The sequence below is a fragment of the Variovorax sp. VaC1 genome, assembly GCF_043658315.1.
Lineage (GTDB): Bacteria > Pseudomonadota > Gammaproteobacteria > Burkholderiales > Burkholderiaceae_C > Variovorax.
Window position 1 is genome coordinate 114,958 of the sequence record NZ_JBIGLT010000003.1, and the last position, 13,960, is coordinate 128,917.

13 protein-coding genes are annotated in these 13,960 nt (G+C 67.2%); 10 read left to right on the forward strand and 3 right to left on the reverse strand.

Annotated elements, in window-relative coordinates:
* Positions 1–2: 2 nt before the first annotated feature.
* The 9 genes from ACGLHS_RS12680 to ACGLHS_RS12720 all read left to right on the forward strand — a co-directional run bounded on the left by ACGLHS_RS12680 (position 3) and on the right by ACGLHS_RS12720 (position 10,424).
* Positions 3–998 carry a Bug family tripartite tricarboxylate transporter substrate binding protein gene (locus ACGLHS_RS12680; protein ID WP_394480098.1) on the forward strand — a complete coding sequence of 332 codons (996 nt, stop codon included), beginning with the start codon at positions 3–5 and terminating at the stop codon, positions 996–998.
* 33 nt (positions 999–1,031) lie between these two features.
* On the forward strand, positions 1,032–2,207 hold the full coding sequence (locus ACGLHS_RS12685; RefSeq protein WP_394480100.1) for an FAD-dependent monooxygenase: 1,176 nt from the start codon (positions 1,032–1,034) through the stop codon (positions 2,205–2,207).
* 32 nt (positions 2,208–2,239) lie between these two features.
* Positions 2,240–2,461: a recombinase-like helix-turn-helix domain-containing protein gene (locus ACGLHS_RS12690; RefSeq protein ID WP_093246893.1), complete on the forward strand. Its 222-nt coding sequence runs from the start codon at positions 2,240–2,242 to the stop codon at positions 2,459–2,461.
* Between the two features lie 12 nt (positions 2,462–2,473).
* Positions 2,474–3,529: a Rieske 2Fe-2S domain-containing protein gene (locus ACGLHS_RS12695; protein WP_394480102.1), complete on the forward strand. Its 1,056-nt coding sequence runs from the start codon at positions 2,474–2,476 to the stop codon at positions 3,527–3,529.
* A gap of 17 nt (positions 3,530–3,546) precedes the next feature.
* A complete protein-coding gene (locus tag ACGLHS_RS12700; RefSeq protein ID WP_394480105.1) occupies positions 3,547–4,515 on the forward strand; it encodes a PDR/VanB family oxidoreductase in 969 nt (322 codons plus the stop codon).
* A 46-nt stretch (positions 4,516–4,561) separates the two neighbouring features.
* Positions 4,562–5,668 (forward strand): porin, encoded by a 1,107-nt coding sequence (locus tag ACGLHS_RS12705; protein WP_093246896.1) that lies wholly within the window; start codon positions 4,562–4,564, stop codon positions 5,666–5,668.
* Between the two features lie 38 nt (positions 5,669–5,706).
* Positions 5,707–7,023, forward strand: coding sequence for an MFS transporter (locus ACGLHS_RS12710; protein WP_394480107.1), 1,317 nt, complete (start codon positions 5,707–5,709; stop codon positions 7,021–7,023).
* A 675-nt stretch (positions 7,024–7,698) separates the two neighbouring features.
* Positions 7,699–9,930 (forward strand): M1 family metallopeptidase, encoded by a 2,232-nt coding sequence (locus ACGLHS_RS12715; protein WP_394480109.1) that lies wholly within the window; start codon positions 7,699–7,701, stop codon positions 9,928–9,930.
* Between the two features lie 83 nt (positions 9,931–10,013).
* Positions 10,014–10,424, forward strand: a complete 411-nt coding sequence (locus tag ACGLHS_RS12720) for a hypothetical protein (RefSeq protein WP_394480111.1) — start codon at positions 10,014–10,016, stop codon at positions 10,422–10,424.
* A 27-nt stretch (positions 10,425–10,451) separates the two neighbouring features.
* Here ACGLHS_RS12720 and ACGLHS_RS12725 read toward each other — a convergent pair whose 3' ends face one another.
* From ACGLHS_RS12725 to ACGLHS_RS12735, 3 genes are all read right to left on the reverse strand, one after another.
* Positions 10,452–11,201: a transporter substrate-binding domain-containing protein gene (locus tag ACGLHS_RS12725; protein WP_394480113.1), complete on the reverse strand. Its 750-nt coding sequence runs from the start codon at positions 11,199–11,201 to the stop codon at positions 10,452–10,454.
* An 84-nt stretch (positions 11,202–11,285) separates the two neighbouring features.
* Positions 11,286–12,725 (reverse strand): HAMP domain-containing sensor histidine kinase, encoded by a 1,440-nt coding sequence (locus tag ACGLHS_RS12730; RefSeq protein WP_256327507.1) that lies wholly within the window; start codon positions 12,723–12,725, stop codon positions 11,286–11,288.
* The gene (locus ACGLHS_RS12735; RefSeq protein WP_093246901.1) at positions 12,722–13,405 is read right to left on the reverse strand and encodes a response regulator transcription factor; all 684 of its coding nucleotides are present in this window, start codon (positions 13,403–13,405) and stop codon (positions 12,722–12,724) included. Before ACGLHS_RS12735 ends, ACGLHS_RS12730 begins: the two co-directional genes overlap by 4 nt.
* Positions 13,406–13,556: 151 nt before the next feature.
* On the opposite strand from ACGLHS_RS12735, the gene ACGLHS_RS12740 reads away from it, so the two are divergent.
* Complete coding sequence (locus ACGLHS_RS12740) at positions 13,557–13,952, forward strand: hypothetical protein (RefSeq protein WP_394480116.1); 396 nt, start codon at positions 13,557–13,559, stop codon at positions 13,950–13,952.
* Positions 13,953–13,960: the final 8 nt, after the last annotated feature.

The window sequence follows — 13,960 nt, forward strand, 5'->3', positions numbered from 1 at the left end:
TCATGCAACAACGTCTTTCTTTCTCTCTCCTGTTTGCCGCGCTTGCGGCGTTCACGCTCGGCACGACCGCGCATGCGCAGCAAAGCGATGCCCAGAAGCAACTGGCCAGCGAGCGCTTCACCATCATTTCGCCGTTCCCGCCCGGCGGGCCGGTCGACACGTTGGCGCGCATCCTGTCGGACGGCCTGGCCCGGCGCTATGGCCAGCCGGCCGTGGTCGACAACCAGGTCGGCGCGGCCGGCAACATCGGCATGGAGAAGGTCAAGCGCGCCAAGGGCGACGGCCACACGCTGCTGGTGATTCCTGCGGGCAACGTGACCATCAACCCGACGCTGATGCCGAACTTTCCGTTCAACATGGACAAGGACTTCGTGCCCGTCACCATGCTGGCCAAGGCACCCAACGTGCTGGTGGCCTCGCCGGCGTCGGGCATCAAGAACGCGAAGGACCTGGTGGCGAAGGCCAAGGCCAAGCCCAACACGCTGTCGTATGCCTCGCCGGGCGTGGGCAGCGGCCTGCACCTGGCGGGCGAGCTGTTCAAGCAGCAGGCCGGCATCGACATGCTGCACGTGCCCTACAAGGGCACGCCGCCCGCGCTGAACGACGTGCTCGGTGGCTCGGTGCCGCTGATGTTCAGCAACCTGCCCGCGACGCTGCCGTTCCTCAAGCAGGGCAAGCTGGTCGCCATCGGCGTGACCGAGGCCAAGCGCAGCGCCGCCGCGCCCGACATTCCCACGCTGGCGGAGCAGGGCATCCAGGGCGTGACCGTGACCTCGTGGTACGGCCTGATGGCGCCGAAGGGCACGCCGCCCGCCGTGGTCGAGCAGCTCGCGAAGGACGCGGCCGACATGCTCGCGCAGCCCGACATGCGCGAACGCCTCAAGCTGCAGGGCATGACCGATGCGGCCATGAAGCCCGCCGAGTTCACCGCCTACATCCACGATGAGACGGCCGTGTGGGCCAAGATCATCAAGGCCCGCAACATCGTCGCCGAGTAAGCGCCGGCAACCACGACAGGGAGGAGACTACCCATGAAGACCAGCGAATCCACCATCGGCATCGTCGGCGCGGGCATCGGCGGCCTCGTGGCAGCCATCGCGTTGCGGCGCGCGGGCCACGACGTGGTCGTGTTCGAACAGGCGAAGCAGTTCGCCCGCGTCGGTGCCGACATCAACCTCACGCCCAATGCCGTGCGCGCGCTCGACGGCCTCGGCGTGGGCGAGGCGGCCCGCGTGACGGCGGCGCGCCCGTCGCACCGCATCAGCCGCACCTACGACACCGGCGAGGAAACCTCGCGCCTCGAAATGGCCGACTCGGCGGAGCAGCGCTACGGCGCGCCGCAGCTCACCATCCACCGCGCCGACCTGCTGGCTGCATTGGCCGACATGTTCCCGGCCGGGCAGGTCGCGCTCGGCAAGCGCGCGGAGAAGATCGCGGCGGACGACAAGGGCGTGAGCCTCTCGTTCGCCGATGGCACCAGCGCCCGCGTCGGCGTGCTGCTGGGCGCCGACGGCATCCACTCGTGCGTGCGCACCGCGATGTTCGGCGCCGAGAGCCCGCGCTTCACCGGCATCGTGGCCTACCGCGCCGTGGTGCCCGCGGAGCGCGTGGCCGGCGTGCCCAACCTGGGCGCCTTCACCAAGTGGTGGGGCCCGAACCCGCAGAGCCAGATCGTCACCTTCCCGCTCAATCGCGGCAAGGACATCTTCATCTTCGCCACCACGCCGCAAGACAGCTGGCACCTCGAGTCGTGGACCGCGCCGGGCAGCGTCGACGAACTGCGCGAGCAGTACGTGGCCTACCACCCCGAGGCACGCGCGCTGCTCGACGCCTGCGACACGGTGCTCAAGACCGCGCTGTACGAGCGCGATCCGATGCCCGCCTGGGCCGTCGGCCGCATGGCGCTGCTGGGCGATGCCGCGCACCCGATGCTGCCGTTCATGGCGCAGGGCGCGGGCATGGCGATCGAAGACGCGGTCGTGCTGTCGCGCCATCTCGAAGGTGTCGCAATAGCCAATGCGGTCGATGCAGCCGATGCACTCCAGCGCTACGAGCAGGCCCGCATCGAGCGTGCGAGCCAGGTGCAGCTCGGCTCGCGCGGCAACAACTGGCTGCGCGAAGGCGGCAACGCCGACTGGGTCTACGGCTACGACGCCTGGGCCGTGCCGCTCGGCGCGCCCGCCAGGGCGAACGCCGCCACCGCCTGATTCCATTTCACCTCACCCCACGGAGGCACACGATGCAACAAGACCGCTATCTCCAACCGCACCAGGCGCGCCAGCGCCCCGCGACCACCTACGAAGACCTGCTGGGCGACGTGATCGAACGCGCCTTCGCCGATGGCATCCACGACCTGGCCGCCCTGGTGCAACGCCTGAACGACAGCGGCCTGGCCACGCCCGGCGGTCAGCCCTGGACCGAGGCGCTGTACCGCAAGGAGATGGCCGCGCTGGCCGCCTGAGAGGAATCCATCATGACCATCGCCATCCAACCCGTTCCCGCAGACCCGGTCGATCACCTTCTGGAGATCGGACTGAAAGACCTCTGGTACCCCATCTGCCCTTCGCACTTCATCAAGGAGAACCCCGTCTCCCTGCGCCGCCTGGGCCGCAAGCTTGCGCTGTGGCGCGACGGCGAAGGCGTGCTGCATGCGCTGGAAGACCGCTGCCCGCATCGTGGCGCGCCGCTGTCGCAGGGCGTGATCCTGGGCGACCGGCTCTCGTGCCCGTACCACGGCGTCGAGGTGCGGCATGACGGCGTCGTCACGCGCGTGCCCGGCAGCCCGGGTTGCAAGCTCGAAGGCTCGCAGGCCACGCGGCACTTTCATGTGCAGGAGCGCGCGGGTGCGGTGTTTCTCTACAACTCGAAGGAGTCCGTGGACACACCGCCGCCGCTGGTGCTGCCCGAGCAACTGACGGACGACGCCGAGTACAGCAGCTTCCTTTGCTACACCGAGTGGAAGGGCGACTACCGCTATGTGCTCGACAACGTGATGGACCCGATGCACGGCACGTACCTGCACAAGCAGTCGCATTCGATGGCCGAGGGCGACTCCAGCGCCAAGTTCGGCATCCGTGCGACCGATATCGGCTTCGTGTTCGAGAAGGAAGGCCAGCGCAACGTCAACTTCGACTGGACCGAGTGGGCCGACACCGGCATCCACTGGATGCGGCTCGAAATTCCGTACCCGAAGACGGGCGGCCCCGGCGGCAACTTCATCATCATCGGCGCCTTCTCGCCCATCGTGAAGGGCATGACGGCCACCTTCTTCTGGCGCGTGCGCAAGCTGCAGCCGGGCTGGCAGCGCGACACCTGGCGCTTTCTCTACAAGAACCGCCTGGAGGCACGCCACTGGCATGTGCTGGAGCAAGACCGCGTGATGCTCGAAGAGATGGAGGCCGACGCCAACCAGCACGAGAACCTCTACCAGCACGACCTGGGCATCGTTCGCCTGCGCCGCCACATGCGCAACCTGGCGCAGGCGCAGCTGGCCGAAGCGTCCAAGGCGGCCGAGGCCGCCACGGCCTGATCGGGGAAGCGATCGCCATGTCTTCTCCCACGCTCAACGCCCTCGTGCACACCATGCGCTACGAGGCTGACGGCATCGTGAGCGTCGAGTTCCGGCCGGCCACGCCCGCCGTGGACTTTCCGGCCTTCGAGGCCGGCTCCCACATCGACCTGCACCTGCCCAACGGGCTGGTGCGCAGCTACTCGCTGTGCAATCCGGCCAGCGACCGGCAGCGCTACGTGGTCGGCGTGCTCAACGACCGCAAGAGCCGGGGCGGCTCGCGCTACGTACACCAGCAGTTGCGCGTGGGCATGATGCTGCCGATCTCGGCGCCGCGCAACAACTTCAAGCTGGAAGAGGGGGCCGACCGCTCGGTGCTCGTGGCTGGCGGCATCGGCGTGACGCCCATCTGGTGCATGCTGCAGCGGCTCGTGGCGGTCGGAAAGCCGGTCGAAATTCTCTACTGCGCACGCACCCGCAAAGAAGCCGCCTTCTGCGATGCCATCGAAGCGCTGGCCGCTGAAAAGTCGGTGCAGATCACCTGGCACTTCGACGACGAGAAGGGCGCACCGCCTGACCTCGCGAAGCTGCTGGCCGGCAAGGGCGCGGCCAGCCACTACTACTGCTGCGGCCCCACGCCGATGCTCGATGCCTTCGAGAAAAGCTGCGAGCAGCTCGGCTATGCCAACGCGCACATCGAGCGCTTTGCCGCCGTGCACGTCGAAGCGCCGAGCGCCACGCAGGGCTGTGTCGTGCAGTGCGCCAAAAGCGGCAAGAGCGTCGAGGTACCGGCCGGCAAGTCGATTCTCGACAGCCTGATCGACGCGGGGCTCAACCCCGACCACAGCTGCAAGGAAGGCGTGTGCGGCGCCTGTGAAACAGCGGTTCTCGAAGGCGAAGTCGAGCACCACGACGGCATCCTCACCAAGATCGAACGTGCGTCGAACAAGACCATGATGATCTGCGTCTCTCGCTGCAAGGGCGAGCGGCTGGTGCTGGACATCTGAGGCCTTCACACCCGACGGCAAGAAAAAAAAGCCAACCGAGACATCCATGAAAAGTTACTTGATCGCGCTGGCTGCGGCCAGCACGGCTGGCGGAGCGCTGGCCCAGTCTTCCCTCACGCTCTTCGGCGTGGTCGATGCGGCCGTCACCTACACGCGCGGCAGCGGCGCCGGTTCGGGCAGCAAGCTGCAGTTGAGCAACAGCGGCAACATGTTCAGCCGCTTCGGCTTTCGCGGCACCGAAGACCTGGGTGGCGGGCTGTCGGCCAACTTCTGGCTCGAGATGGGGCTGCAGAACGACACCGGCACCGGCTTTCCGTCGAACTCGAACAACCAGGCCAGCGGCAACGGCCCCGCCGGCTCGCTCAGCTTCAACCGCCGCTCGACGGTGAGCCTGGCCGGCCCGTTCGGCGAAGTCCGCCTGGGCCGCGACTACGTGCCGGCGTTCTGGAACACGGCGATCTTCGATCCCTTCGGCACGGGCAGCGGCATCGGCGCCAACCAGATCTATTTTTCGGGCCTGGGCGGCCTCGTGGCCCCCACGGGCACGCGCGCATCGAACAGCGTGGGCTACCTGCTGCCGGCCGAGCTGGGCGGCTTCTACGGCCAGGTCATGTACGCGATGGGCGAGAACGACTCCACCTCGGTGCTGCCGGGCACGCTGGTGTCGAACCGGCACGACGGCGACCACACGGGCCTGCGCTTCGGCTACCAGGGCGGCGGGTTCAACGTGGCCATTGCCACCGGCCGCACCCGCTACGCCAGCGGCGACCTGCGCGTGACCAACCTCGGTGCCTCCTACACCTTCGGGCCGTCGCTCATGAACCTCAAGCTCACGAGCGAGCTGTACACCGAGTCGAAGGGCGCGACCGATGGCAAGGGGGCGCTCATCGGCTTCCACCTGCCCATCGGCCCCGGCGAGATCAAGGGCTCGTATGCGCGCTACAAGCTGCAGCCGGCCGGCGCGCTGTTGAACCCCACGTCGTCGAAGCTGGCCATCGGCTACGTGCACAACCTCTCGAAGCGCACCGCGCTGTACGCGACCATCGCGCGCATCAGCAACCGGAACGGCGCCACGCAGGCGCTATCGGGCGCCACCACGCTGCCGAACCGCGCCTCCAGCGGTGCCGAGTTCGGCATGCGCCACATGTTCTAGGCGCATCCGCGCATCACCCAACCCGCGGCAGGAGAACCATGCAGAGCAAGAACTTTCGTTGGTACGGCGTCATCACGCTGTTCGTGATCGTCGCGATCTCCTATGTGGACCGCATCAACATCGCCGTGCTCATCACCGACCCCGCGTTCCTGAACCACGTGGGCATCGCGCCCAGCGACCGCGTGAGCCAGGGCTTCCTGGCGACGGCCTTCATGCTGGGCTATGGCGTGTCGGCCTTCGTGCTCACGCCGTTCTGCTCGACGCTGTTCGGCGTGCGGCGCAGCCTGATCTACGGGCTGGTGCTGTGGGGCGTGGTGACCTGGGCCTCGCCCATGTTCCACAGCTACGGCATGCTGCTGGCCTCGCGCATCCTGCTGGGCGTGTCCGAAGGGCCGCTGTTCTCGCTGGCCTCGTCCTACATCAAGGCGCACTTCCAGAGCCACGAGAACGGCAAGCCCAACGCCATCGTCAACATGGGCACCGGGCTGGGCCTGGCCATCGGCTATCCGCTGGTCGGCTACCTGCTCACGCAGTTCGCTTGGGACAGCTCGTTCCACGTGCTGGGCGTGCTGAACATCGCGCTCGGCATTCCGCTGGTGCTGGCCTTCGTGCGCATGCCGCCCGCGCATGCCGACGGCGTGCGGCCGTCGTCGTTCGGCGATGCGATGGCGCGCGTGGGCAACATCGTGCGCGGCGCGCTGCAGACGCGACACCTGTTCCTCATCACGCTGCTGACCTCGGCGGCGTTGGCGTACCTCTGGGGCAGCAGCAACTGGCTGCCCACCTACCTGCGCGAGGCGCGTGGCTTCTCGATGCGCGAGATGGGCTGGCTGGCCTCGGCACCGCAATACGCCACCGTGCTCGCGGTATTCGCGGGCGGCCTGCTCATCGACAAGCTGGGGCGCGAGCGCGTGCCGTTCATCTTCATGGGCGCAAGCGTGGGCGTGGCGCTGTCGGTGCTGATGGCCATCAACGCGCACAACCCCTACGTGGCAGCCTCTTGCCTCGTGGCCGCCAATTTCTTCTGGGGGCTGCAGAGCCCGGCGATTCCGAGCACGGTGCAGCATTGCGCGCGGCCCGAGCACACGGCCAGTGCCTTCGGCGTGACCAATGGCGCTGGCAGTCTGGTGGCGGGCTTCATGCCCGCGCTGATGGGCGGCGTGATCACCGCGGTGTCGCATGGCACCGGCGCGGCAGGTGCGGCGGTGTCGCCGGCCGCATCGGCAGCGGGCTTCTTCGCGGGCTTCGCGCTGTTGATCGGAACGCAGCTGGTGGTGTTCGGATGCGGGCTCCTGCTGTGGCTTCGCGAGCGTTCGCGCAGCGCGGTTGCAGTTTCGGGTTCACAACTTTCGTAGCTCTGGCAGCCACACGAACCTTCGTACTGTGGCAGCGGTGTCACAGCCATCACGCTCAAATTTTGTCATCTGCGTGAGCATGTGTTGCAGCGGCTGAACCATCTTCGTATCGCACGAGATGCGTTGCACGCCATGACTCCATTCGGTCTATCGCGCGCGAACATTTTGAGAAAGAAAAGTTCCGCAAGTCGTTGAGCCGTCGCATTCGTTCAGATAAAACTGAGCGCACCTAATGGACGGGGGAATGCGCGTGACACCAACGAGAAGAGCCGCGAAGAATCTTGCCATTGCCACCACGGCACGTACGCTTTCTGCCTCGCAGAAGCGAATCGCGCCGGTGCGTGGACGCTGAAGGCGCATCACCAGCCTCCAGGCCACCCCCGCATCCCATCCACCCCGCGCATCGACGGGAATGGAACACATCACCCCTCGCATCCTGGGGCCGCCCGCATCGATTGCGGCGCGGCCTGGCGTGGCACGTCCGTGCCGTGCCGGGCCGATGAAAAACCGTGGCGTCTTCGTGTTGTTCTGACGAACGTTTCGTTCGCCGGAAGGGCTCGCTGTTGCCTGCCTGATTCGTTGTTCTTCATTCCATCACTCACCGCGCGTGCCCGCGCAGTACCGGCTACCCGCCGATGCCTGCAGGGCGGTGCATGTCCTTACCCAGAGGCGATCATGAAAAAACTCAACCAACCCTTCGTCAATCATCTTGCCATTACCGCAGTGACCCTTGCCGCCCTGACGGCATGCGGCGGCGGTGGAGACAGTGGCTCTTCGTTCGGCGGCGCAGGCGTGGGCCTAGGCGCCCCGTCGACTCCGGTGGCCAACAACATGGATACCGCGAAGAACGCGCCCGACGACGGCGTGCCCACCGCGGCGGCCGACGCCACGGCGGCGGCCGTCGACCGTTCGGCCAAGCCGATGGAGTTGCCCGACACCGTCTGGCCGAGCAACTACAAGCTGTGGTTCCGGCCCGATGCGGCGCTCAAGACCTTCGTGGGCCGCGGCGACGTGGAGATCGAAGTGCTCAAGCCGGTCGATGCGATCGTGGTCGCCGCGCACAACCTGAACTTTGCCAAGGGACGCACCACGCTGCGCAAGGTGTCGAACCCCGGCGTGGCGATACCGCTGATCCCCACGCCGCAGACACTGGGCGACTTCGTGCAGCTGCGCCTGAACGACGGCCAGATCGCCAAGGGCAAGTACCTGCTGCACATGGAGTGGGACGGCAAGATCCAGTTCTCGGATGCGGAGTACTGCCCGCCCGCCGAGGTACAGCGCAACCCGTTCTGCTCGGCCGCCACAGGCATCTTCAAGGTGGGCCTGTCGACGCCCGAGGGCGTGAGCAGCGATGCCATCGTGACGCAGGGCGAAACCAACTACGCGCGGCAATGGTTCCCGGGCTGGGACGAGCCGGCCTTCCGCCACACCTTCGAGATTTCGGCCGAGGTGCCGGGCGACTGGAAGACCGTGTCGAACGGCGCGCAGAAATCGGCGGTGAAGCTGCCCGATGGCTACCAGCAGGTGTCGTTCGAGAAGACACCGTCGATGCCGATGTACCTCACCTTCTTCGGCGGCGGCAAGTTCGACATCTTGCCGGACACCTTCAAGAACCCGCTGGACGGCACCGACATTCCGCTGCGCTGGTTCACGCCGCCGGGCCGCTCCACCTGGGCCACCTTCCCGATGGAGTGGACCAAGGTGGCCATGGACTACTACTACAAGTACACGGGCATTCCGCTGCCCATCAAGAAGTTCGACACCATCGCGGCCAACGACAGCTACAACAACAAGCCGAACACCGGCTTCGGCGGCATGGAGAACTGGGGCGCGATCTTCGAGTTTGCCGACGCGGTGCTCACCAAGCCGGGCGACAAGCCCACGCTGTATTCGGTGACCGTGGTCACGCATGAAATTGCGCACCAGTGGTTCGGCGACCTGGTCACGCTCGACTGGTGGGACAACGTGTGGCTGAACGAATCGTTCGCGCGCTGGTTCGAAAGGCGTACCACGATCAAGTTCCACCCCGAGTACTACAGCTTCTCGGACTACGTGCTCGACAAGCACAGCGTGATCGTGGCCGACCTGAAGAACACGGCGGTGCCGGTGCAACGCAACCTGAACGATGCAGGCTCGTTCGGCTTCATCAGCCCGTCGATCTTTGTCTACAACAAGGGCAGCCATGTGCTGGAGACCATCCAGAACTACATCGGCGAAGAGGCGATGCAGAAGGGCCTGCAGATCTACCTGAAGGACTACGCCTACGGCAACGTCACGCCCACGCGCCTGTGGACTTCGCTGGAGAAGGCGAGCGGCGGCAAGAAGGTGAGCGAGATCGGCGACAGCTTCATCCGCCAGACCGGCATTCCGCTGCTGACGGTGGACGCGCAATGCGCCGGCGACCGCACCTACGTGAACATCACGCAGGAGTCCTTCCCCAACCAGAACCTGTACCCGGCCTCGACGTGGAACATCCCCGTCACGCTGGCGTACGGCGATGCGATGGACCAGCGCAAGACCTTCGTGATGTCGACCAACAGCACGCAACTGGAGCTGCCGGGCTGCACGGCGGTGCTGGCCGGGCCGACCGGGCAGGACTACTACGTGAGCAACTACAGCGCGCAGTCGTGGAGCGACCTGCTGGCCAAGGCGCAGTACTTCGGGGCCAACAAGCCGCTGCTGCTGAACATCGAGCGCGATGCCTTCCGCCTGCTGGGCGTGGGGCGCATCACGCAGGCGCAGTACGACCAGATCAAGAACATCGTCAACCTGCCGGCGCCGATCCTGGCGAAGACGGAACTGAGCCAGCAGAAGATGGTGGCGCAGGACGCCGGAGCGCCGGAGGAGTACCCGCACGCGCTGCGCTTCCAGGGCAACCTGAAGCTGCGTGACAACGACAAGCGCTGAGCCTTCGAACCAACTGCATGACGCCGCCGGCCGGGCCATGACGGGCGCGCCCGGCGGCGCATGCCCTACATCAAGGGATCATCATGAACAGAGCATTGAAATGGTTGGGAGCCGGCGCCTGTGCCTTGATGCTGCTGGCCGCCTGCGGCGCAAGCAGCGGGCCCGAGGACGCGCTGGTCGGCGTCTATGCCGTCAAGCAAGACGGCGTGCTCAAGGAACTGGTCAAGATCGAGCGGCGAGGCGACCGCTACGTCATGCGCGACAAGGTGCGCACGCCCGACTGGAGCGAGGCCAAGATGCAGATGCAGCCGGTGACGCGCGAGCGCTGGAACAAGATCACCACCGACAGCGAGAACACCGCCTTCATCGGCGTGGCGAGCGATCAGCTCGGCATCTTCAAGGTGCCGGCGGGCTGGAAGAAGAACAACTTCAGCACGCAGACCGGCTACTTCCTGTTCTATTCGCAAGGGCCGGTGGAGGCGTACAAGCTTTGAGCCTGCACGCCACCGCAGCCGCAGCCGTCAGGCCGAAGGCGCGACGATCGCGCCTTCGATGCGGTGGCGCTTCAGCGCATCGGCCACGAAGCCGCTGGCCTTCATCTGCTCGACGAAGGCGGCGAGCAGGGCTTGCGCATCGGCACCGCGGCTGGCCGGCGTGCCCATGGCCTGCTGGATCACCATGAAGCGGCCCGGCAGCACGCGCACGCCGGGTGCGCGCTGTGCCTCGCCTTCGAGCAGCTGGCGGATGCCGGCCGCCACTTCGACGTCGCCCGAACGCACGGCGGCCAATGCCGGCCCGGCGCCCTGGAGGCGGACGATCTCGGCGTGCCGGATCTCGCGCGTGAGGAACAGGTCGTAGGCGCTGCCCGAGCCGACCGAGATGCGATGGCCCTCGGCATCGACCTGCGCGTTGTCGGTCAGCGGCGATGCCGTGGGCACGAGGTAGCTGCCTTCGATCAGCACATAGGGGGCCGTGAAGCGAAGCCCTTCGCTGCGCGCCGGATCGATGGCGAAGAAGCCGATGTCGGCCTTCTCGTTCTTCACCGCATCGACCGAGGCGGCGGCCTTCTCGAAGACCACGAGTTCGATGCCCACGCCGAGCAGTTGCGCGAACGCGCGCGCCAGATCGATCGACACGCCGACCGGCTCGCCGGTGGCCGCATCCTTGTTGGCAAGGATCGGGTTGCCGAGGTTGATCGATGCGCGCAGCGTGCCCTGGGGCGCGAAGGCGGCAACGAGGGCGGGGGTGATCGGAGGAAGGGGCTGTGTCATGGCGTCCATTCGTCGAGAAGGAGGGGGAAGAAGCGGAGCGATGGCCGCCAGTTTACGGGCCGGCCGCTTCAGCCCGTTCTCGTGCTAGACCCGCAGCACCAGCGGCATCCGCACCGTCACCTGCAGGCCCTTGCCCGTGCCCGTGTCGCTCAGCGCGATGGCGCCGCCGTGCGCATCGACCACCGCGCGCACGATGGCCAGCCCGAGGCCGCTGCCGGTCTGGGTCTGGTTGGGGTCGCGAAAGAAGCGGTCGAACACGCGCTCGCGCAGCGCCGGCGCAATGCCGGGGCCCTGGTCGGCCACGGTGAGCACGGCTTCGTCGACCACGCGCTGGATGCCCACGCTCACGACCGAGCCCACGGGGCTGTACTTGGTCGCGTTGTCGATCAGGTTGTCGATCATCGAAACGAGGCCGTCGCGGTCGCCGACGATCTCGACCGGCTCGTCGGCCACGAGTTCGATCTCGACCTCGCGCACGTGCGCCAGCGTCGACAGGGCGGCCAGCCGTTCCTGCACGAGGTCGTCCAGCCGCAGCGGCCGCGGCGCCGAGGCGTTCGCGTGGCTTCGCATGAGTCGCAGCAACTGGCCGACCAGGCGCTCCGCGCGGGCGTTGCTGCTGAGCACGCGCGCGAACAGCTCGTGCTGGCGCTCGGTGGGGATGTATTGCGTGAGCAGCGCCTGCAATGCCTCGACGTTGACGCGCATCGCGGCAATCGGCGTGCGCAACTCGTGCGCCGCATCGGCGATGAAGCTCTGCTCTCGCGCGATGCTTGCGCGCAGCCTTCCCATGAGCGCGTTGAAGTTGTGCACCAGCGGCAGCAGCTCGTCGTGCCGCGGCTTCACCGACACCGGTGCCAGGTCGTGCGGGCCGCGCGATGCGATCTCGTTCGCCACGGTGCGCCAGGGCCGCAGCGCGAGCCGGATCGACAGCCACGCGGGGAACAGCAGAAAGGGCACGCTGATGACCAGCGGCAGCAGGTAGTAGCCGCGCGACTGGAAGGTGAGCCACATCTGCATGCCGCCCGGCGCGATGAGCGTGACGCTCGTCTTGCCCGAAGGCGACGCGATGGTGCGCGCCCGCCATGACTTTCCATCGGCTTCGACCGACTCGATGACGTCCGGCCGCGTGTTCGCGATGTCCGACGGCACGCCGTCGGAGCGGTAGATTTGGCGGCCGTTCTGCCACACGATGACGCTGGGCGACAGCGTGGCGCTGTTGCCGTTGCCGAAGGCATCGCGCAGCGCCAGGTCCATGGCGCGCAGGCTCTCGTACTGCTTGGTGGGCCGGTCGACCAGGGTCTGCGCGACCAGCAGAATGCTGCGCTGCGAGGCGTCGATGGACGACAGGTCGTCGTTCATCGCGGAGCTGGCCACCAGCCCGGTCACCACGCTCCACAGCAGCGTCATCGTGACCATCTGCGCCAGCATGAGCCGACGCACCAGCGAGGGCCGCCGCACGCGGCGCCAGCCTTCGCGCAGCCACCGCCCCGACACCATGGCGAGCGATGCCACGCCGGTGCTCATGCGGCCTCCGGCGGCGTGTGGGCCGTCTGGTAGATCACGTAGCCGATGCCGCGCACCGTGCGGATGTAGCCTTCGCCGATCTTGCGGCGCAGGTTCGAGATGTGCACGTCGAGCACGTTGCTGTTCTGGCTCTGCCCGTTGGGCAGCACGAGCTGTTCGAGCGCGCGGCGCGCAACGACACGGTCGGCGCGCTTGACCAGCAGGCACAGCAGCTTGAATTCGCTGCGCGACAGCGACACGGGCATTTCGCGCACACGCACCCGCTGGGTCGGCTCGTGCAGCCAGAGGCCGCGCACCTCGAAGGTGGCGCCGTCGCCGCCGTAGCTGCGGCGGGCGAGCGCACGCACGCGCGACAGCAACTCGGCCAGCACGAAAGGCTTGACCATGTAGTCGTCGGCGCCGGTGTCCAGGCCCTTCAGCCGGTCGTCGAGCCCGTCTCGCGCGCTCAGGATCAGCACCGGCAGGCGCGCGCCGTCGCGCCGCAATTGCTCGAGCACCGAGAGGCCGTCGCCGTCGGGCAGGCCCAGGTCGAGCAGGATCAGATCGCACCCCTCCGTGTCGAGGACGCGCAGCGCCTCTTCGATCCGGCGCACCCACACCACCTCCATTCCCTGTGTCTGCAGGGCGACGCGTATGCCGGTGGCCAGGTCGAAATCGTCTTCGGCCAGGAGGATCTTCATGGGCGCGAATCTAACTGCCGAAGCTGAAGGAATCCCAAAGACAAGGGGGTTCGCCCGGGCCCGCAAGGCGCCGAATTTTCAGGAGACCTTCATTTGCGGAGATCACCATCGAGGGCGTTCATCCCGTCCATCGAAGAAGAAGACCACGCCCATGCATTCCAAGCTCAACACCGCGGCCGCGATGCTCCTGCTGTCCCTGGCGGCATCCGGGGCGAACGCGTACCGGCCCGATCCCTTTCCGCAAGACTTCCAGCCTTCCAGGCCGGTCTACCGCACCGAGCGGCAAGAGGCCCCTCGCGACAAGAAGGGCACGACGGGGGGCCGGACCCGCGCAAGGGCCGTCGCAGGGGCCGACGCGGGCGCGGCGTGGGGCGCGGGAGCCGGCGCAGGGTGGGGCACCGGTGCGGCCGCCGGCATGAGCCCGACCGGCTGGCGCCGCCACAGCCTCGAGCGCTACGACGGCTACCGCTATTCGAGCCGCGATGCCGACGGCGACGGCATGCCCGACCACTGGGATCGCCACCCCCAGGACCCGCGTCGGCAATGAACAGCCCG